General features: G+C 72.7%; 18 protein-coding genes. 8 read left to right on the top strand and 10 right to left on the bottom strand.

Going from position 1 to position 18,476, the window contains the following annotated elements; genetic code table 11:
• Both ACZ4WH_RS21060 and ACZ4WH_RS21055 read right to left on the bottom strand, forming a co-directional pair.
• Positions 1 to 1,171, bottom strand: a 1,171-nt coding sequence (locus ACZ4WH_RS21060) for an aromatic amino acid lyase (protein ID WP_468182552.1), incomplete at its 3' end; no start/stop codon positions are given.
• A gap of 213 nt (positions 1,172 to 1,384) precedes the next feature.
• On the bottom strand, positions 1,385 to 2,347 hold the full coding sequence (locus ACZ4WH_RS21055; RefSeq protein ID WP_468182550.1) for an ABC transporter substrate-binding protein: 963 nt from the start codon (positions 2,345 to 2,347) through the stop codon (positions 1,385 to 1,387).
• A gap of 289 nt (positions 2,348 to 2,636) precedes the next feature.
• Between ACZ4WH_RS21055 and ACZ4WH_RS21050 the strand changes: the two genes are divergently transcribed.
• Genes ACZ4WH_RS21050 through ACZ4WH_RS21035 form a run of 4 tightly spaced genes read left to right on the top strand, consistent with a single transcriptional unit; the run spans position 2,637 to position 6,948 of the window.
• On the top strand, positions 2,637 to 5,441 hold the full coding sequence (locus ACZ4WH_RS21050) for a sensor histidine kinase (RefSeq protein WP_468182548.1): 2,805 nt from the start codon (positions 2,637 to 2,639) through the stop codon (positions 5,439 to 5,441).
• The gene (locus tag ACZ4WH_RS21045) at positions 5,438 to 5,914 is read left to right on the top strand and encodes a roadblock/LC7 domain-containing protein (RefSeq protein WP_468182546.1); all 477 of its coding nucleotides are present in this window, start codon (positions 5,438 to 5,440) and stop codon (positions 5,912 to 5,914) included. Before ACZ4WH_RS21050 ends, ACZ4WH_RS21045 begins: the two co-directional genes overlap by 4 nt.
• Positions 5,915 to 5,942: 28 nt before the next feature.
• Positions 5,943 to 6,359: a DUF742 domain-containing protein gene (locus ACZ4WH_RS21040; RefSeq protein WP_468182692.1), complete on the top strand. Its 417-nt coding sequence runs from the start codon at positions 5,943 to 5,945 to the stop codon at positions 6,357 to 6,359.
• Positions 6,346 to 6,948 (top strand): GTP-binding protein, encoded by a 603-nt coding sequence (locus ACZ4WH_RS21035; protein WP_468182544.1) that lies wholly within the window; start codon positions 6,346 to 6,348, stop codon positions 6,946 to 6,948. Before ACZ4WH_RS21040 ends, ACZ4WH_RS21035 begins: the two co-directional genes overlap by 14 nt.
• 33 nt (positions 6,949 to 6,981) lie before the next feature.
• Here the strand turns inward: ACZ4WH_RS21035 and ACZ4WH_RS21030 are convergent, their stop codons facing one another.
• From ACZ4WH_RS21030 to ACZ4WH_RS20995, 8 genes are all read right to left on the bottom strand, one after another.
• Positions 6,982 to 7,650: an ABC transporter permease gene (locus ACZ4WH_RS21030; protein ID WP_468182542.1), complete on the bottom strand. Its 669-nt coding sequence runs from the start codon at positions 7,648 to 7,650 to the stop codon at positions 6,982 to 6,984.
• A complete protein-coding gene (locus tag ACZ4WH_RS21025) occupies positions 7,647 to 8,300 on the bottom strand; it encodes an ABC transporter permease (RefSeq protein ID WP_468182540.1) in 654 nt (217 codons plus the stop codon). Before ACZ4WH_RS21025 ends, ACZ4WH_RS21030 begins: the two co-directional genes overlap by 4 nt.
• A complete protein-coding gene (locus ACZ4WH_RS21020) occupies positions 8,297 to 9,430 on the bottom strand; it encodes an ABC transporter ATP-binding protein (protein ID WP_468182538.1) in 1,134 nt (377 codons plus the stop codon). The genes ACZ4WH_RS21025 and ACZ4WH_RS21020 overlap by 4 nt, the downstream gene beginning before the upstream one ends.
• A 112-nt stretch (positions 9,431 to 9,542) precedes the next feature.
• Complete coding sequence (locus ACZ4WH_RS21015) at positions 9,543 to 10,832, bottom strand: PP2C family protein-serine/threonine phosphatase (RefSeq protein ID WP_468182536.1); 1,290 nt, start codon at positions 10,830 to 10,832, stop codon at positions 9,543 to 9,545.
• 91 nt (positions 10,833 to 10,923) lie between these two features.
• Complete coding sequence (gene msrB / locus ACZ4WH_RS21010) at positions 10,924 to 11,331, bottom strand: peptide-methionine (R)-S-oxide reductase MsrB (RefSeq protein WP_468182534.1); 408 nt, start codon at positions 11,329 to 11,331, stop codon at positions 10,924 to 10,926.
• A 16-nt stretch (positions 11,332 to 11,347) separates the two neighbouring features.
• Positions 11,348 to 12,739, bottom strand: a complete 1,392-nt coding sequence (gene murC / locus ACZ4WH_RS21005) for a UDP-N-acetylmuramate--L-alanine ligase (RefSeq protein WP_468182532.1) — start codon at positions 12,737 to 12,739, stop codon at positions 11,348 to 11,350.
• A gap of 134 nt (positions 12,740 to 12,873) precedes the next feature.
• On the bottom strand, positions 12,874 to 13,347 hold the full coding sequence (locus ACZ4WH_RS21000) for an indole-3-glycerol phosphate synthase (protein ID WP_468182530.1): 474 nt from the start codon (positions 13,345 to 13,347) through the stop codon (positions 12,874 to 12,876).
• A 165-nt stretch (positions 13,348 to 13,512) separates the two neighbouring features.
• Positions 13,513 to 14,454: a pyrimidine reductase family protein gene (locus ACZ4WH_RS20995; protein WP_468182528.1), complete on the bottom strand. Its 942-nt coding sequence runs from the start codon at positions 14,452 to 14,454 to the stop codon at positions 13,513 to 13,515.
• A gap of 37 nt (positions 14,455 to 14,491) precedes the next feature.
• Between ACZ4WH_RS20995 and zapE the strand changes: the two genes are divergently transcribed.
• The 4 genes from zapE (at position 14,492) to ACZ4WH_RS20975 (ending at position 18,344) form a co-directional block, all read left to right on the top strand.
• Entirely contained in the window at positions 14,492 to 15,595 is a 1,104-nt protein-coding gene (gene zapE, locus ACZ4WH_RS20990) for a cell division protein ZapE (protein WP_468182526.1), read from the top strand.
• A 205-nt stretch (positions 15,596 to 15,800) separates the two neighbouring features.
• Positions 15,801 to 16,199 (top strand): hypothetical protein, encoded by a 399-nt coding sequence (locus ACZ4WH_RS20985; protein ID WP_468182524.1) that lies wholly within the window; start codon positions 15,801 to 15,803, stop codon positions 16,197 to 16,199.
• Between the two features lie 79 nt (positions 16,200 to 16,278).
• A complete protein-coding gene (locus ACZ4WH_RS20980) occupies positions 16,279 to 16,857 on the top strand; it encodes a carbonic anhydrase (protein ID WP_468182522.1) in 579 nt (192 codons plus the stop codon).
• 8 nt (positions 16,858 to 16,865) lie between these two features.
• Complete coding sequence (locus ACZ4WH_RS20975) at positions 16,866 to 18,344, top strand: SulP family inorganic anion transporter (RefSeq protein ID WP_468182520.1); 1,479 nt, start codon at positions 16,866 to 16,868, stop codon at positions 18,342 to 18,344.
• Positions 18,345 to 18,476: the final 132 nt, after the last annotated feature.

Genomic DNA, 18,476 nt, shown 5'->3' with positions numbered 1-18,476 from the left:
CCGACGGGTCCTGCATACGGCGACCCACGGCGGCAAGCCCGTCCCGCTCGGATGCCGACGGGTCCTCGGGCAGGCCGAGCAGGCGCCGTATCTCGGCGGCGGCACGGGCCGGCCCGGGGTAGGGCCGCAGGGCGTGCACCGGCGCGGCGTACGCTTCCGGGGAGCCCGACACGGCGGCGAGGGACAGCGCCGCGACCACGTGCGTGGCCCGCAGCAGCAGCTCGGTCTCGTGCCCGGCGAGCGCGGCCTGCGCGAGGGCGAGGGCGTTGCTGCTGAGCAGCGCGAGGGCGTCACCGGCTCGCAGGGTGACCGGAGCGGGCAGCTCACCGGCGGTCCGGGCTCCGTCACCGACGCCCCGGGGAGCGGCCTCGCCGACGTGGACACCGTCAGCCGTCCCGGTCGGGTTCGCCGCTGCCAGGCCCGCGCGCTCCGCACCGACGCCGGCACCGAGGGCCCCGGCGCCGGAGGGCGACCGCTCCCCACCGAGGACAGCCCCGGCCACCGCACCAGCACCAGCACTGGCACCCGCACCCGCACCCGCACCCGCACCCGGCACTCCCCCCGCCCCGGCCCCCGGCCCCGCCCCCGCCCGCTCCCCCACCGACACGGTTCCGCCCGCCCGCGGTGAGGTAGGCGAGTCGTCCGGGGTCAGCCAAGGGCGTTCGCCGAGCAGGGTCAGGCCTGTCTGGGCCAGGGCCGTCAGGTCGCCGGTGCCCACACCGCCGTACTGGTTGACCGCCGGGTGCACACCGAGGCGGAGGGCCTCGGTGAGGGCGGTGACGAAGGACGGGTGGATGCCGGAGCCGCCCGCGAGGAGCTGGTTGGCGCGGATCGCGAGCATCGCGCGGACCGTGCGGGCCGGCAGCAGCGGACCGGCACCGCCCGCGTGGCTGCGCAGGAGACGCAGGCCGTGGGCGGTCTCCTCGGCCGGGTCGACGGCGACCGAGCGGTGCGCGCCGACGCCGGTGCCGCGGCCGTACCATCGGCCCGTGGCGGCGAGCCGGTCGGCCGTCTCCCGGGCGCGGCGGACCCGGTCGAGGGCGCCCGCGTCGACAGCGGGTACGGCCGTACCGTCCGCGAGCCGGATGAGAGAGGGCAGGGTGAGGCCGCCGCCGTCGAGCGGGACACGGGTGTCCCCGGGCTGCGGGGGCACCCGCGTCGGCACGTCCACGGTCGTTCCTGACAGTTCCTGACAGTTCCTGGTCGTTCTGGTCGTACTCAACCGTTCCGGCTGTCCCGGCGGTTCCGGTCGCCTCAGCTGGCCCGGACCCCGGAAGTCCCGGCCGTTCCGGTCACCCCCGGCCGTTCAGCTCTCCCGGCTCTCCGGGCACTAGCGGCACTCGGGGCTCTGACGGCTCTCCCCGCTGTCCCGGCCGGTCCGGTCTCAGGCCAGTCCCGCCGACTTCAGCCAGGCCTTGGCGACGTCCAGCGGGTCCTTGTTCTGCGCCTGCACCTGCGTGTCCAGGTCCAGCAGGGTCGCGGTGTCGAGCTTGGCGGAGACGGCGTTGAGCGCGTCGACGCCCTCCTTGGACAGTGCGCCCTCGTAGGTGAGCGGCTGGACGTTCTCGAAGCCGAACAGGTTCTTCGGGTCCTGGAGGACGACGAACTTCTCCTTGGAGATGTTCGGGTCCGTGGTGAAGATGTCCGCCGCCTGCACGGCGTCCTTCTTCAGCGCCGCCAGCGTGAGCGGGCCGCCCGCGTCCAGCGCCTTGAAGGACTTGAACTCCAGGCCGTAGACGGACTTGAGGCCCACCAGGCCCTGCTGCCGGGTCTGGAACTCCGGCGAGGCGCCGATGACCAGGTCCTTGGCGATGTCCTTCAGGTCGGCGATGGTGGACTTCTCGGTGAGGTCGTACTTCTTCGCGGTGGCCGCGTTGACCGTGATCGAGTCCTTGTCCTGCGCCGACGCCGGGTTCAGCAGCGTGAGCTTGGAGTCCAGCTTGGCGTTGATGGCGTCCGTGGTCTCCCCGAGGGTCTTCGGGGCGGCCTTCGGGTCGAGGTAGGCCAGCAGCGCGCCGTTGTACTCGGGCAGGACCGATATGGAACCGTTCTTGATCAGTCCGTAGGTGGTCTCCCGGCTGCCGATGTTCGGCTTGTACGTGACCTTGATCCCCTTGGCCTTGAGCGCTTCGCCGTAGATGTCGGCGAGCAGGGTGCTCTCGGGGAAGTTGTTGGATCCGACGACGACGGTGTCGCCGCTGGCCTTGCTGTCGTCCGACAGGGGGTTGTCGGCCTTGTCGTCGTTGGAGGAGCAGCCCGCCAGCAGAGCCGTCGCCGCCGCGAGGGCGACCGCCGCCGCGCCTCGGTTCCTCCGGATGGACCTGCTGATGTGGGTTGTGTAAGTCACCTGCTGATCCAATCCAGCCGGTTCTCGGTCAGTCAAGGGCATCAGATCACCGATTGGCCTCGATCTGCGGTCACTCGTGCACACAGAGCAGCCTCTTTGTAACGGATTCTTGATGAAAGGTGAGCTGATCGACGCCTGAAGAGGCCTGTAGTCTCAGCCGAGTTGGTATCGACCACAGCGGTGCGCGGGGCCCGCTTCGGTGTCGTGACGCAGGCGTTCCGGGGGCGACGAAGCCCTCAGGTCCGGGAGTGACGGCTCCCCCGGACAAGACACCCATGAAGGAGGCCCGGTGTCCACGAACCAGGTGGACGCGCCCGACCGGCACGCCCCCACGCGGGGCGGAGCACGGGGTTTCGCCGACCGCTGGCCCTTCCGGCGCAAGCTCAATCTGCTCGTCGGCATCCCCCTCGCGGTCATCGCGATTCTGCTGGCGTACCTCTTCACCGACCTGGTACGGCAGTCGTCCAGCGCGGCCTCGGCGGCCCGTCTCGTACGCGACAGCGCACAGGTGGCGCGGCTGGTGGACCGGGTGGAGGCCGAGCACCAGCAGGCGATCCTGCTCTCGACGCGGTACGAGTCGGGGGACGCGAAGCCGTCGACGTCCGCCTACCGCGCGGCGCAGCACGCGGTCGACTCCCAGGTGGCGAAGGTGCGCGAGGCCTTCGGCGACCAGCTCCCGGAGAGCGAGGCGCAGGCCCTGCGCGGGGTCGAGGGCCTCACCAGCCTGCGCACCTCGGTGGAGCAGTCGTATCTGCCCGCCGACAACATCGACCCGGCCTACGCGGGCGCCGCCCAGAGCCTGATCGACGGCCTCGGCCTCGACCGCGACCCCGACCTCGCCGAGACCTTCACCGGCAGCCTGCTGGACTCGCTGCTGCGCGCGGACGCCGCCCACGGCGCCTTCGAGACCAACGTGTTCGCCGCCACCACGGGCGACACCAACGCGCAGATCGAGTTCACCAGCGCGGTCGGCGCCTACGAGCTGTACACCCACCAGGCCGAGCGCTTCGCCCGGTTCGCCACCGAGGCGCAGGCCGAGCGGTTCTCCGGCATCGAACACACCCAGGCACAGCGAGAGATCGCGGACGCGTACGCCGAACTCCAGGTCGGTGTCGGCCGGCTGGAGACCGACGACCAGGCGCGGCTGCGGCGGGCCGTGCAGGACGCGCTGACCGACTACCCCGCCTACCCCGAACAGGCCGCCGCCCGGCTGAAGATCACCACCGCGCTGATCGGCCAGATCGCCGACCGGGCCGACGGTGCCGCCGTCTCCGCCCGGTGGCGGGCCGGCCTGCTGCTGAGCGGCGCGCTGATCGCCTTCGCGCTGTGGATCGCCTTCGCGGTGCTGGTGCGCCGCTCGGTGGTCCGGCCGGTGCAGGCGCTCACCGGAGCCGCGCGGGAGGTCGCCGAGGTCGCCGGGCGCGAGCTGGCCCGGGTGGCCGACGACGACGCCGAGGACGACGGGCCGCCCCGGTTGCGGGACATGCCCGTCACGGCCCGCGACGAGATCGGCGACCTGGCGGAGGCGTTCAACCGGGTGCAGACCACCGCCGCCGCGCTGCTGGAACGCCAGGTGCTCAGCCGGCGCAACACCGCGGAGATGTTCGGCAACGTGGGCCGCCGGGTCAGCAACCTGACCACCCGGCAACTCGCGCTGATCGACGCGGTGGAGCGGGGGGAGACCGACCCGGCGCTGCTGGAACGGCTCTACTCCATCGACCACATCGCCGTACGACTGCGCCGCAACGCCGACAGCCTGATGCTGCTGGCCGGCATCCGCGAGACGGTGCTCGACGCGGGTCCGACCGCGCTGTCCACCGTCGTACGGGCCGCGCTCGGGCAGATCGAGGGCTATCAGCGGGTACGGCTGTACGCCGCGTCGGACGCCCTGGTCGAGCCGGACATCATCGGTGACCTCACGCTGATGGTGGCCGAACTCCTGGAGAACGCGGTGTCGTTCTCGCCCGAGGGCAGCCCCGTCGAGGTCACCGTCCGCTCCGGCGCCGAGGGCACGCACGTGGTGATCACCGACCACGGCCTCGGCATGAGCGCCGAGCGGCTCGCCGAGGAGAACGCCCGGCTGATCCGCCGGGAACGGCTGGACCTGGTGCCGACGAAGGTGCTGGGCCTGTTCGTGGTGGGCGCGCTGGCGCGCCGCTGGGAGATCCGGGTCGAGCTGACCCGGACGCCGGGCGGTGGTGTGACGGCCGAGGTGACGCTGCCGGCCTCGCTGCTGCTGGCGCCGCACGCGGGGACCGAGGCTCCGGTGACCGCGGCGCCCGCGCCGGTGGCCGATGTGTCCGGCCCGGTACCCGTGCGGGACGCGCAGCCGCCGGACACCGCCCATGAGAAGGCGCCGGCCGACGGCACCACCCCGGACGAGCCCGCCCGCGCGGAACACGGCGGCCCGCTCCCCCGCCGTATCCCTCGCCGCGCACCGCGGAGCACCGACGCACCGACACCTTCGGCGGAGCAGAGGCCCGGCGACGCCGGACACACCGCGCGCCCGCTGCGCCGCCGGGTGCGCGGGGCCACGCTGCGCAACACCGCCGATGCCGCTCCGACGGTGCCGAAGACCGTACGACCGCTGGACGCGGAGGCCGTCCGCAACGCGCTGGAGGAGTTCGAGGACGCGGTGGAGCGCGCTCAACGGGACAGCGACACGGGCAGCTTCACCCGCCCGGCGGCGAGCACCGGTACGGCTCCTCACGACAGCGGCATGGCCACGGCAACGCGCCCGGACGGCGCGAGGACGGCATCGGCCGATCCCCGCCCGGACAGCACCACAGAGGCCACGCACCCACCGCACCCGCACGACACCCCGGCGGCCACGCACCCAGCGCACCCGGACGCCACCCCGACAGCCCCCCACCCGCCCCACGCCGACGACACCCCGGCGGCCACGCACCCAGCGCACCCGGACGCCACCCCGACAGCCCCCCACCCGCCCCACGCCGACGACACCCCCGCCACCGACTCCCCACCGCACCCCACTCCCGCGGCCACCCCCACGCCCGCAGCCACCCCCACCGCCACACCCCCGACCACCCCGCCGCACGACCCGAACCACCTTCCGGAAGGAGCCGAGCAGTGAGCACGTCGACAGGTGACAGCCCGACGGGCGGCACCACGCCGACCGATCTGCGGGCAGCCGCGGCCGACTTCACCTGGCTGCTGAACCGCTTCGCGACCGAGACCGCCGGCGTCGTCGACGCCATCGCCGTGTCCTCCGACGGCCTGCTGATCGCGGTGTCACAGCTGCGTGAGCACGCCGACTCCGAGCGGCTCGCGGCGATCGTGTCCGGCATCACCAGCCTGGCCGCGGGCGCCTCCGGCAACTACGGCCTGGGCGGCCTGAACAAGGTCATCATCGATCTGGAGGGCGGCCACGTCATCGTCTCCGCGATCGGCAGCGGCGCCGTGCTCGGCGTCGTCACCGACAAGGAGGCGAAGCTCGGCAACATCGCCTACGAGATGACGCTGTTCGCCAACCGCGCCGGTGCCGCGCTGAGCCCGCAGCTCGTCCTGGAGCTGAAGAACAGCGTGAGCGCGGCGGCGGCCCGCTGAGAAGGAGAACGTTTCCATGGCGGACGGCATGGCGGACGGCATTCCGCCCCCGGGCCCGGACCCGGTCGGCCCCGCCCCCGCCGTACGGCCGTACCTGGTCACCGCCGGCCGGGTAGCGGACGCCGCCTCCGGCCGGGCGCTGCCCGTGGAGACCCAGGTGGTGTCCACCGCCGACGGTCTCGACGCGCTCGGCCGGCTCTCCTTCGAGCAGCACGACATCGTCGCCGCCTGCCGGCTGCCGCAGTCCCTCGCGGAACTCGCGGCCCGGCTGCGGCTGCATCTCAACGTGGTCCGCGTCCTGGCCGAAGACCTGCGCGAGGCGGGCCAGTTGGCGGTGTACGTGCCGGACGCCGAGGCCACCCACGACGCGTCCGTCCTGCGCAGGGTTATCGATGGCCTGCGGGCCATCCCCGACTCCCGAGGGGTACCGAGTGACACCGACTGAACCGCTCCTGGCCCGGGGCCCGGCCGCGCCGGCGGCGGTGCGGCCGCCGCTGCCGGTGAAGATGGTGATCGCGGGCGGTTTCGGCGTGGGCAAGACCACGGCCGTCGGCGCGATCTCGGAGATCGAGCCGCTGACCACGGAGGCGTCGATCACCGAGGTCGCGGCCGGCGTGGACGACCTGACGCACACTCCGCGCAAGACCACCACGACCGTCGCGATGGACTTCGGCTGCATCACCATCGACCCGACGCTGAAGCTGTACCTGTTCGGCACGCCCGGGCAGGAACGGTTCGGGTTCATGTGGGACGACATCGTGGAGGGCGCGGTCGGCGGGCTCGTCATCGTCGACACCCGCCGGCTGGACGACTGCTACGCGGCCGTGGACTACTTCGAGCACAAGGGCATCCCGTTCGCGGTCGCGGTGAACGCCTTCGACGGCCGGGTGGAGCACACTTTGGAGGACGTCCGCTGGGCGCTGGACGTCTCCGACGGCGTGCCGGTCGTGGTGTTCGACGCCCGGGAGCGGGGCTCGGTGCGGGACGCGCTGCTCGTCGTGCTCGAACTCGCGCTGGCCCGCACCGAGCGGTAGCGACCGGCACAGCCCTGAAGGCCGCCCAGGCCCTCAGCCGCTGCGGCGTACCCCCGGCGACACCGTGAGCCGGGACGCCGCCCAGAACACGGCGAGGGTCGCGAGGGCGAGCCCGGCGACGAGCGTGGCGCCGCCGACGACCTTCTCGTAGTTCTTCTGGTAGAGGCCGTCGATGATGTAGCGGCCGAGGCCGCCCAGGCTGACGTAGGCGGCGATGGTGGCGGTGGAGACGATCTGGATGGCCGCCGTGCGCAGGCCGCTGAGGATCAGCGGGAGCGCGACCGGCACCTCCACCTGGAACAGCACGCGCGCCTCGGGCATGCCCATGCCCCGGGCCGCGTCCACCGGGGAGGGGTCGACGGAGCGGACCGCCTCGTAGGTGGTGACCAGGATCGGCGGTACGGCGAGGACGACCAGCGGGATCATCACCGGCAGCAGACCGAAGCCGATCCAGATGAACATCAGCACCAGGAGGCCGAAGCTGGGCAGCGCGCGGCCGGCGGTGGCGACGAGCGCGAGGGCGTTGCCGCCGCGCCCGGTGTGGCCGGTGAGCAGGCCGACGGGCAGCCCGATCGCGGCGGCGATCAGCAGGGCTTCCAGGGAGTACCTGATGTGCTCGGCGAACCGGGTGGGGATGCCGTCGTAGCCGTGCCAGTGGGCGCTGTCGCTGAAGAAGGCGTGCGCGAAGTTCAGGACGTTCACCGGGTGGCACCCTTCCGCGGCATCCAGGGGGTGAGGAGGAGGCGGACGAGGACCAGGACGGCGTCGGCGAGGATGCCCAGCACCGCGATGGTCAGGACCGAGTTCACGGCCAGGGCGGGGCGGTGGTAGGTCTGGGCGTCGTAGAGCATGTTGCCGAGGGCGCCCTGGTTGCCGATGAGCATGCCGACGCTGACCAGGGAGATGCTGGAGACGGTGGCCACCCGCAGGCCGGCGATGATCGCGGGCACGGCGATGGGCAACTGGACCTGGAAGTAGCGGCGTACGGCTCCGAAGCCCATGGCCTGGGCGGCGGCCAGGGTCTCCGGCGGCACCGAGCGGACGCCGTCCACGATCGCCGGGACGAGCACCACCAGGCTGTACAGCGCGAGCGGGATCATCACGGTCGTCTCGCTCTGCCCGAAGTAGTCGATGAGGACGACGAAGAAGGCGAGCGACGGGATGGCGTAGAGGACGGTGGTGATGCCGAGGACGGGCGGGTAGATCCAGCGGAAGCGCACGCACAGCTGGGCCACCGGCAACGAGATGATCAGTCCGGCGAGCACCGGCAGCAGTGCCTCGCGCAGATGCAGCCCGATGAGGCCGAGGTAGCTGTGCTGGAGGTCGCTCGGGAGGTCGAAGAAGCCGCTCATCGCCCGGCCTTCGCGCCGGCGTGCCGCGCCACCTCGCTGTGGGCGGCCCGGATCGCCTCGCCGATGACCTGCTGGGAGACGACACCGACCGCGCGTCCGTCGCCGTCCACCGCGACGGCCCAGCCGGTCGGTGACAGCACGGCCCCGTCGAGCGCGGTGCGCAGCGAGTCGGTGCCGGGCACGAACGGGCGTCCGTGATCGAGGAGTTGCTCCCGGTCGATGGCGCCGGCGGTGAGCCGGTCCGGTTCGCTCCAGCCGAGCGGCCTGCCGTCGAGGTCGGTGACGAGGAGATAGGGGGCCGTGGCCGCCCGGGAGGCGAGCTTGCCGGCGTCGGCGTCGATCGGGACGACGGGCGCGGTCTCCAACTCGAGCCCGGCGGACGGGAAGAAGGAGAGCCGGCGGATGCCGCGGTCGGCGCCGAGGAAGTCCTCCACGAAGGAGTCGGCGGGCGCGCTGAGCAGTTCGGCGGGCGGGGCGAACTGGGCGAGCAGACCGCCGGTGCGCAGCACGGCGACCTTCGTGCCCAGCTTGATCGCCTCGTCGATGTCGTGCGTGACGAAGACGATGGTCTTCCCCAGCTCGTCCTGGATGCGCAGGAGTTCGTCCTGGAGTCCCTTGCGGACGACGGGGTCGACGGCGGAGAACGGCTCGTCCATCAGCAGCACCGGCGGGTCGGCGGCGAGGGCGCGCGCCACGCCGACGCGCTGCTGCTGACCGCCGGAGAGCTGGTACGGGTACCGCTTGGCCAACGCGGAGTCGAGACCCACACGTTCCATCAGCTCGGCGGCCCGGCCCCGGGCCTTCTGCTTGCTCCAACCGAGCAGGCGGGGCACGGTGGCGATGTTGTCGAGGATGGTGCGGTGCTGGAAGAGCCCGGCGTTCTGGATGACGTAACCCATCGACCGGCGCAGGGTGTTGACCGGCTGCTGCCGGATGTCCTGGCCGTCGAGGAGGATGCTGCCCTCGCTGGGTTCCACCATCCGGTTGATCATCCGCAGGGTCGTCGTCTTGCCGCAGCCGGAGGGCCCGACGAGGACGGTGATCGCGCGGTCAGGTATCTCCAACGACAGCCGGTCGACCGCGACCGTGCCGTCCGGATACCGCTTCGTGACTGAATCTATCCGTATCAAAACGCCGCGTACCCTTCGGGCGACCGATCCTGGGCTGATGCGGGGAGAGTCTAGACCGCCAGTGTTTCGGCACTTTGGCGGGAGCGTTCATGTACCCCGTCCCGGGCCGTGGTCAGCCGATCCTCGCCCCCGTGACCCCCGCCCCGGCCGAACTCCCCTGTCTCGTGTGGGGGCGGGCCGCGAGGATGGCGACGTCGTCCTCCGCGTGGCGGGCGTCCAGGCGGCTGAGGATGGTCTCCAGGACGGCGTCGAGCGCGTCCCCGGCGGTGAAGCGCAGGGCGGCCAGCCGGGCCAGGGAGCGGTCGATGTCCTCGCCGCGGCGTTCCACGAGACCGTCGGTGAACGCCACGAGGGTCTCGCCGGGCGCCAGCCGGTGCGTGGCCGACTCGTATCCGCCGAGCCCGGTGCCCAGCGGCGGCCCGACCGGCACGGGCAGCAGGCTGGTCCTGCCGTCCCGGTCGATGAGCGCGGGCGGCAGATGGCCGGCGCTGGCCAGGGTGACCTGGCCCCGGCCGGGGTCGACGCGGGCGAGCAGACAGGTGGCGGGTCTGCGCTCGGCCTCCCCGGAGGCGATGTCGTCCATCTGCCGCAGCACCCGGTGCGGGGGGAGGTCGGCGGAGGCGATGTAGCGCAGGGAGGAGCGGTAGGCGCTCATGTCGACGGCGGATTCCAGGCCGTGCCCCATGACGTCACCGACGACCAGCAGGGTCCGGCCGAAGTGCAGCCGGACGGTCTCGCACCAGTCGCCGCCGACCAGGGCGCTCAGGCCCACCGGCAGATAGCGGATCGCGACGTCCAGGTTGGGGTGCGGCCGGCCGGGCTCGGCGAGCAGGGCGCGCTGGAGATCACCGGCGGTGCGGCTGACCTGCTCGTGGACGCGGGCGTGCCGCAGGTGGGAGGCGGCGCGCTCGGCGAGCAGGGCGAGCAGCTCGGCCTCGGCCCGCCGCAGCGGTCCCCCGGGCCGCGCCCACACCAGGACGCCGTACACCTCGTCCCGGCTGGTCAGCGGGGCGCACAGACCGGCGGCCCGGGTGGCGCCGGCGTACTCCAGCCAGGGTTCCGGCGCGGCGCCCGCGGCCGGGACGTGCGCCTCGCGGGCCGCCGCGGCGGCCCACCGGACGTCGGGCAGCAGCTCGGCGTCCCCGGTGATCGCGTCGTACCCGGAGACGGTGTCCCGGGTGCGGCGCATCACGGCGGCGGCTCCCCCGGCCAGCCGTACGGCGGCCCGGGTCAGCTCGGTCCGGGTGGTGGCCGCGTCGAGGGTCGTACCGATCCCGGCCAGGGTCTCCCGCAGGTCGGCCAGCCGCGCGCCGGCCCCCGCGGACTGCTCGGCCTCGCCGGGACCGCCGCCGGCCTGGCGGCGGGCACGCTCGACGGGCTGGGGCCTGCGACGGGACCGCATCCACCGCGCCACACCCAACACCCTCACAGAATCTCAAATCGGGGCGACCGGGGCACCAGCCCGGTCGCCCCGGCGGTCCCACAGCGGAGACTCAGCCCTCCTGGGGCTCCAGCCGCAGGGAGATGGAGTTGATGCAGTACCGCTGGTCGGTGGGGGTCGGGTAGCCCTCGCCCTCGAAGACGTGCCCGAGGTGGGAGCCGCAGCGGGCGCACCGCACCTCGGTGCGGACCATGCCGTGGGTGCGGTCCTCGACCAGTTCCACGGCGTCGGTGTCCTTCGGGTCGTAGAAGGACGGCCAGCCGCAGTGCGACTCGAACTTGGTGTCGGAGGTGAACAGCTCGGCACCACAGGCCCGGCAGGAGTAGACGCCCTTGGTCTTGGTGTCCGTGTACTCACCGGTGAAGGCCGGCTCGGTGGCGGCCTGGCGCAGCACGGCGTACTCGGCGGGGTTCAGCTCCGCGCGCCACTGCTCGTCCGGCTTCTCGACGTCGTACGACATCAGTTTCTCAGCCCCTTTACTGCGACAGGCGGTCCAGGATCAGCGGGCCCAGGTCGGTCACATCACCCGCGCCCATGGTGAGAACGAGATCACCGGGCTTCGCCATTCCCGCGACCGCCGCGGGGATCTCCGCCTTGTCGGACACGGCGGTGACGTCGGCGCCGGCCGCGCGCGCGGCCTCGATGATCAGCTCGCTGGTGACGCCGGGGATCGGGTCCTCGCGGGCCGGGTAGATGTCGAGGACCAGCGAGGCGTCGGCGAGGGCCAGCGCCTGCCCCATCTCCTTGCCCAGCTCCTGGGTGCGGGAGAAGAGGTGCGGCTGGAAGACGACGAGGATGCGGGCGTCGCCGGCGGCGGCGCGCATGGCCTCCAGGTCGGCGGTCATCTCGGTCGGGTGGTGGGCGTAGGAGTCGATCACCTGGACGCCGGCCGCCTCGCCCTTGAGCTGGAGGCGCCGCTTGACGCCGGTGTAGGCGGCGAGCGCGGGCGCCAGCTCGGCGGCCGGGATGCCGAGGGCGGCGCCGGCGGCGAGCGCGGCGACCGCGTTGAGGGCGTAGTGCCGGCCCGGCACGGACACCTCGAAGGTCAGCTCCTGCCCGTTCAGCACCGCGGTGACCTGGCTCTTCAGCCCCTGCGGGACGACCGCGAGGACGCGGACGTCGGCGTCGGCCGCCTCTCCGTAGGTCACGATCCGCACATCACGACCCCGCACGCGCCGGGTCAGCTCGCGGGCGCCCTCGTGGTCGGCGGAGACGACCAGCGTGCCGCCGTCGGTGATCCGGCCCACGAACGTCTCGAAGGATTCGTAGATCTCGTCGATCGAGGCGTAGTTGGCGTGGTGGTCCAGCTCGACGTTGAGGACGATGGCGACCTCGGGCGCGTACTTGTGGAAGCTGCGGTCCGACTCGTCGGCCTCGGCGACGAAGATGTCGCCCTCGCCGTGCAGCGCGTTGGAGCCGGGGGCGTCCAGGTCGCCGCCGATGGCGTACGACGGCTCGAGGCCCAGCTCGGTGAGGGAGACCGCCAGCATGGAGGTGGTGGTGGTCTTGCCGTGGGTGCCCGCCACGGCGATCGGCCGCAGGCCCTCCATCAGCGCGGCCAGCGCGTCGGAGCGGTGCACCACCGGGATGCCCAGCTCGGCGGCGCGGGCCAGCTCGGGGTTGTCCTTGCGGATCGCCGAGGACACGACGACGCAGCTCGCGTCGTCGGCGAGGTGCTCGGCGGCGTGCCCGATGTGCACGGTCGCGCCGAGCGCCCGCAGCGCCTCGGCGGTCGCCGACTCCTTGGCGTCGCTGCCGGCCACCTCGGCCCCGCGCTGCGCCAGGATCTTGGCGATCCCCGACATCCCGGCGCCGCCGATGCCGATGAAGTGCGGTCGGTCCATGGCGTCAGGAAGGCCGGGTGCCATGCGTTTCTCCCCAGAGACGGTACGAGCTAGAGCAGGCCTAGCCTATGCGCTCGGGCACCGGGCACCCCGCACGCACCCGCGCCCGCGACCGCACCGCTCCCCGAACGGCGCTGACGGCCGACTCGGCGGAGCGGCTACGCCTTGCTGTGCGAGAACAGCTTCAGCACCGGCACCCCCACCTTGTGCCGGGCCCGGGAGGCCCAGTCCCGGTGGAAGAACTCCTCCACGTAGTGCGGGTCCGTCAGGACGATCACCTCGTCGGCGCCCACCTCGGCCACCAGCGACTTCAGCGCGTCCAGCGGGTGGTCCTCGACCAGCCGCCCCTCCGCCTGGCTCCCCGTGGAGCGCAGCGCCTGGAGCGACACGTCGAGGGCCTGCTGCCCCATGCTCCGGGCCTCCTGCCCCTCCGGCGTCTCGCCTTCCCGCACCGCCTCGTCGAGTTCGCCGAGCGCGATGTCGTCGATGGCCCGCAGCAGCCGGTCCGCCTGCTCGCCGCGCGGCTGGAGCAGCACGTGGAAGGAGACGGGCTCGTCTCCGTGCAAGGTGGTGACGAACTCCACGTCCGCGGACGTCAGGGCCTTCTCGATCATCAGAACGCTTGTGAACACCAGGCGCCTCTTCTCCTTAGAGGGCCCGGCAGGGCCCCTGCGGAAACCATCCTTCCCCGTGATCGCACGGGTACTGCCGGACCAAGTCTGCCCGCCGGAAGCCAACCGGAACGGCCGATTCCGTCCATGTCGGGACTGACAGTGACGTCAGGACCAACGGTGACCTCAGGACCGACGGTAACGACCGAACAGAAATCCGTCCTCCTCCAGCAGGGACACGAGTTCGAACCGGTGCGGAACGGCCACCGACGGCCCCCCGGCGATCCGCTGCGCGCTCCCCGCCGTGAGCGTCGGCGAGACGGTCAGGCACAGCTCGTCCAGCACCTCCGCGGCGATCAACTGGCCGAGCAGCCGGGGCCCGCCCTCGGTGAGCAGCCGGGTGTGGCCGAGGCCGGCCAGGGCCTGGACCGCGCGGGCGGGCTCCACGCCCATGCCCTCACCGGCGATCACGACCTGGGCGCCGGCCCGCTCGGCGGCGGCGATCCGATCGGGGGCGGCCGCGGCACCGGTCAGGATCAGCGTGGGCACCACGGGCGAGGTGAACAGCGGCAGCGTGAAGTCCAGCTCCAGGCTCGCGGTGACGATCGCGATCGCCGGGACCGGGGCCTGCCCGGCGGCAGCGCGGGCCCCGGCGAACTCGGCCCGCACGCGGGCGGGCCGGTACCCCTCCTGCCGTACCGTTTCCGCGCCGACCACGACGACGTCCGCGAGCGCCCGCAGCGTGCCGAAGATCCGCATGTCGGCGGCGCTGGAGATGGGCTGCGAGCGGCCCTCGTGCTGGGCGGCGCCGTCGAGGGAGGAGACCATGTTGGCCCGCAGCCACGGCCGCGGGGCGCCCGGCGCGGGCTCCGGGTAGGCGTACGCGGCGGCCAGCTCGGCAAAGGTCCACTCCCGGTCCACGACCGCGGCGGCCCCGCCGGGCCCGCCGACGGGCGGGCGGACCTCGCCGCCCGGCGCACCGGCCCCGGCGGCACCGGGCACCTCGCCGGCGAAACCGCCCTGACCTGCCGCGCCCACCTCGCCCTCCGGACCCCGCCCGGGGGTCTCCGCACCCCTGGCGGGGGCCTGGGCTGCTGTTTCTTCGGTCACAGGGAACAGGCGTCGCATGTCGTGCAGTGTGACACGGCGCTTAGCATGGACAACTGTGTCGTCCTCCACCGCCGCCCCCGGTTCCAGTCCGCTGCCGGAAGCCGGCCCCCTGTCCCTGTGCGCCCGCGAGCCGCACGTGCCCGCGGAGCGGCTGGTCGCCGAGATGGTGCCGCCGCCGCGCTTCGACTCGGTCCGCTTCGCCACGTACATCCCGGACCCGAACCAGCCCAGCCAGACCGAGGCCGTCCGGGTCCTGGAGGGCTTCGCGGCCGGGCTCGGCGGAGCGCACGCCTCCGGCGCCGGCAGGCGCGGCCTCTTCGGCTTCGGCCGGACCAAGGCGCCCAAGGCCCCGGCCGGCCCGCGCGGGGTGTACCTGGACGGCGGTTACGGCGTCGGCAAGACCCACCTGCTCGCCTCCCTGTGGCACGCCACCCCGGCCGAACCCTCCCGCAAGGCGTTCGGCACGTTCGTGGAGCTGACCAACCTGGTCGGCGCGCTCGGCTTCCAGCAGACGGTGCGGACGCTCTCCGAGCACCGGCTGCTGTGCATCGACGAGTTCGAGCTGGACGACCCGGGCGACACGGTCCTGGTGTCGACGCTGCTCGGCAAGCTGGTCGAGGCGGGCGTGGCGCTCGCCGCCACCTCCAACACGCTGCCCGGCAAGCTGGGCGAGGGCCGGTTCGCCGCCGCCGACTTCCTGCGCGAGATCCAGGGCCTGTCGGCCCACTTCCGCACGCTGCGCATCGACGGCGAGGACTACCGTCACCGCGGCCTGCCCGAGGCCCCGGCGCCCTTCTCCGACGAGGAGGTCATGAAGACGGCGTTCGCCACCGAGGGCGCCTCGCTGGACGACTTCGCGCATCTGCTGGAGCACCTGGCCAAGGTGCATCCGAGCCGGTACGGCGCGCTGACCGACGGGGTGCGGGCGGTGTGCCTGACCGGCGTGAAGCCGGTGCCGGACCAGTCGACGGCACTGCGCCTGGTGGTGCTGGCGGACCGGCTCTACGACCGGGAGGTCCCGGTGCTGGCCTCCGGGCTGCCGTTCGACCGGCTGTTCAGCGAGGAGATGCTGAACGGCGGCTACCGCAAGAAGTACTTCCGCGCGATATCCCGGCTCACCGCGCTGGCGCGGGACGCGAAGGGGCTGGTCGGCGCCTAGCCGTCACCGGGCCGCCCAATAGTCGATCAAGCCCTGCGGGTCAAGGGCGGGTTCACGCCACGCCACCCGCACTTTTCACGCTCTCTTGCGCGCTTAACGCGCAGTTAACCCTGCAAAGGACTTTGCAGGGTTAACGTGTTTCTTGACCATCCATTGACCAACCCTTGGTCTGGACAAGAAACGTGAACGCGGCGGAGGGGGGCTCATGTTCCGAGGTACGACCGTTCGGACGCTGCTCTCCCTCCTCGGCGTGACGCTGCTCGCCTTCCAGCTCTTCGCTCCCGCGGGATTCTTCGCACCCGCGCACACGTTCGGTCAGGTGCTGGCCAAGGCCGAGACCGGAACCACCCCCTCCGCACTGCCGGCGCGTGAAAGGGCGGCGGACAAAGTCCGCGCTCCCGGCTGCCCAGGTGACCCCGCGGGCATACCGCACGTCCGCGACCGGCAGCGCGGCCCGGCCTCCGGCTGCGCACAGGAACGCGCCCTCATATCCGGCCGGATGACCGAAACGGGTCCGTCGGAGTCCATCGACGGACCGCGCCACCACACCCGAAGAGCCTCCAGAGCCCACACCCCGGCAGCGCTCCAGGTCTTCCGCTGCTGACGGACCGACAGCTCCCCCCCCCACAACCGTTGTTCGAGTCCGACGCGCCAGGCAGGCGCGCCAGGAGGAACCCACACACATGCAGCCCCTCATCGACAACGCCCGTACCTTCGGACAGCGCCCTGAGGAGTTCGCCAAGCTCGCCGAAGGCCAGTCCCCGCAGGTGCTGTTCATCACCTGCTCCGACTCGCGGGTCGTCCCGGCCCTGATCACGGGCGCCCGCCCCGGCGAGCTGTTCGAGCTGCGCACCGCGGGCAACATCGTCCCGCCCTACGTCTCCGAGCACCCCACCAGCGAGGCGGCCACCATCGAGTACGCCGTGGAGGTGCTCGGCGTCCGCGACATCGTGGTCTGCGGCCACTCGCACTGCGGCGCCGTCGGCGCGCTGGTGCGCGGTGACGACCTGACCGCCGTACCGGCCGTGCGCGACTGGCTGGCGTCCGCCACCCCGCGCCCGGCCGGCGCGGCCGAGGACCCGGAGGTCGCCGAGGGCGTGCAGAGCCACGTACTGACCCAGCTGCTGCGACTGCGCTCGTACCCCTGCGTCGAGCGGAGACTGAAGGAGGATCAGCTCGACCTGCACGCCTGGTACTACGAGGTGCACACCGGCGCCGTACGGACGCACCGCCCGCAGACCGACACCTTCGAGGCCCTGTGAGCGCGCCGATGACCGACCACCGCACCCTCATATCCCGTTTCCCGCATCTGAGGCAGGACTTCGCCGCCTCGCTCGTCGTCTTCCTGGTCGCGCTGCCGCTGTGCGTGGGCGTGGCCGTCGCCTCCGGGGTGCCGGCCGAACTCGGCCTGGTCACCGGCATCGTGGGCGGCATCGTCACCGGTCTCATGCGCGGCAGCAGCCTCCAGGTGTCCGGTCCGGCGGCCGGCATGACCGTGCTCGTCTTCGAGGCGGTGAAGGAGTTCGGCCTGCCGGTGCTCGGCGTGATCGTGCTCGCGGCCGGAGTGCTCCAGGTGGCCATGGGCCTGCTGCGGCTGGGCCGTTACTTCCGCGCCATCTCCGTCTCCGTGGTCGAGGGCATGCTGGCCGGAATCGGCCTGGTGATCATCGCCGGGCAGTTGTATCCGGCGCTGGCGGCGAAGGCCCCCGACTCCGGCCTGGACAAGATCGCCGGGGTACCCGGCGCGCTCCTGGACGCCCTCGGCGACACGGCCGCCCTGGCCTCCCTCGCGGTGGCCGCGGGCACGATCGCGGTGCTGCTGCTGTGGAAGCACACCCCGGCGAAGGTACGTGCGGTGCCCGGCCCGCTCGCCGCGGTCGGGCTCGCCACGCTGGCAGCGTTCGCGCTGGACCTGCCCGTGACCACCGTCGAGGTGCGGGGCCTGTTCGGCTCGATCCAGCCCCCGCCGCTGAGCGCCTTCGGCGAGTTGGCCGGCGTCGGGCTGCTGGGCACGGTCGTCGCCTTCACCCTGATCGCCTCCGCCGAGTCGCTGTTCAGCGCGGCGGCCGTCGACCGGCTGCACTCCGGGCCGCGCACCCAGTACAACAAGGAACTCGTCGCCCAAGGCGCCGGCAACGTGGTGTGCGGGGTGCTCGGCGCACTGCCGATGACCGCGGTGATCGTGCGCAGCGCGGCCAACGTGCAGGCCGGTGCCCGTACGAAGGCCTCCCGGGTCATGCACGGCGTCTGGCTGCTGCTGTTCGCGGCGCTGCTGCCCGACGTGCTGGCCTACATCCCGATCCCGGCCCTCGCGGGCATCCTGATCCACGCGGGTGCCAAGCTGGTCCCGGTCCGGGCGCTGACCGTGCTGTGGCGCGAGCACCGCGGGGAGGCGCTGGTCCTCGCCACCACGGCCGTCTCCATCGTGGCGGTCAGCATGTTCGAGGGCGTGCTCATCGGTCTCGCGCTGGCGGTGGTGAAGACCGCCTGGGAGGCCTCGCACGTCAAGCTGGACATCGTGGACAAGGGCGCGGGCCCGATCGAGGCGCACCTGGCCGGGAACGCGACCTTCCTGCGGCTGCCGAAGATCCTCGACAGCCTGGAGTCGCTGCCCCAGGACCGCCCGGTCCGGCTCGACCTGTCCGGGCTGCACCACCTGGACCACGCCTGCCGTACGGCCCTGGAGAACTGGGCCGCGCGGCACAGCGCGGCGGGCACGGAGCCGGTGAAGCTGTTCATGGCCGCGTGACGGCCCGGCCGGGGGGGGGGGGGGGGGGGGAAGCCCCGCCCCCCCGGCCCCCGGGGCGCGCCCTGGAACAAAAAGCAAAACGAACCGCGGGGGGGGAGGGGAGCAATGTTGAAGAACCCTTTTTGGGACCCG

This window comes from Streptomyces sp. NPDC029138 (genome assembly GCF_055564375.1).
Note: the sequence above shows the minus strand (reverse complement) of the source record. Positions and strands in the feature narration are given on the sequence as shown.

Bases quoted from the DNA above. Each gene is read 5' to 3' on its own strand.
- ACZ4WH_RS21025 (WP_468182540.1), bottom strand. From the start codon at position 8,300: ATGAGCGGCTTCTTCGACCTCCCGAGCGACCTCCAGCACAGCTACCTC.
- ACZ4WH_RS20975 (WP_468182520.1), top strand. From the start codon at position 16,866: ATGACCGACCACCGCACCCTCATATCCCGTTTCCCGCATCTGAGGCAG.
- ACZ4WH_RS20995 (WP_468182528.1), bottom strand. From the start codon at position 14,454: ATGCGACGCCTGTTCCCTGTGACCGAAGAAACAGCAGCCCAGGCCCCC.
- msrB (WP_468182534.1), bottom strand. From the start codon at position 11,331: ATGTCGTACGACGTCGAGAAGCCGGACGAGCAGTGGCGCGCGGAGCTG.
- ACZ4WH_RS20980 (WP_468182522.1), top strand. From the start codon at position 16,279: ATGCAGCCCCTCATCGACAACGCCCGTACCTTCGGACAGCGCCCTGAG.
- ACZ4WH_RS21040 (WP_468182692.1), top strand. From the start codon at position 5,943: ATGGCGGACGGCATTCCGCCCCCGGGCCCGGACCCGGTCGGCCCCGCC.
- ACZ4WH_RS21015 (WP_468182536.1), bottom strand. From the start codon at position 10,832: ATGCGGTCCCGTCGCAGGCCCCAGCCCGTCGAGCGTGCCCGCCGCCAG.
- ACZ4WH_RS20985 (WP_468182524.1), top strand. From the start codon at position 15,801: ATGTTCCGAGGTACGACCGTTCGGACGCTGCTCTCCCTCCTCGGCGTG.
- murC (WP_468182532.1), bottom strand. From the start codon at position 12,739: ATGGCACCCGGCCTTCCTGACGCCATGGACCGACCGCACTTCATCGGC.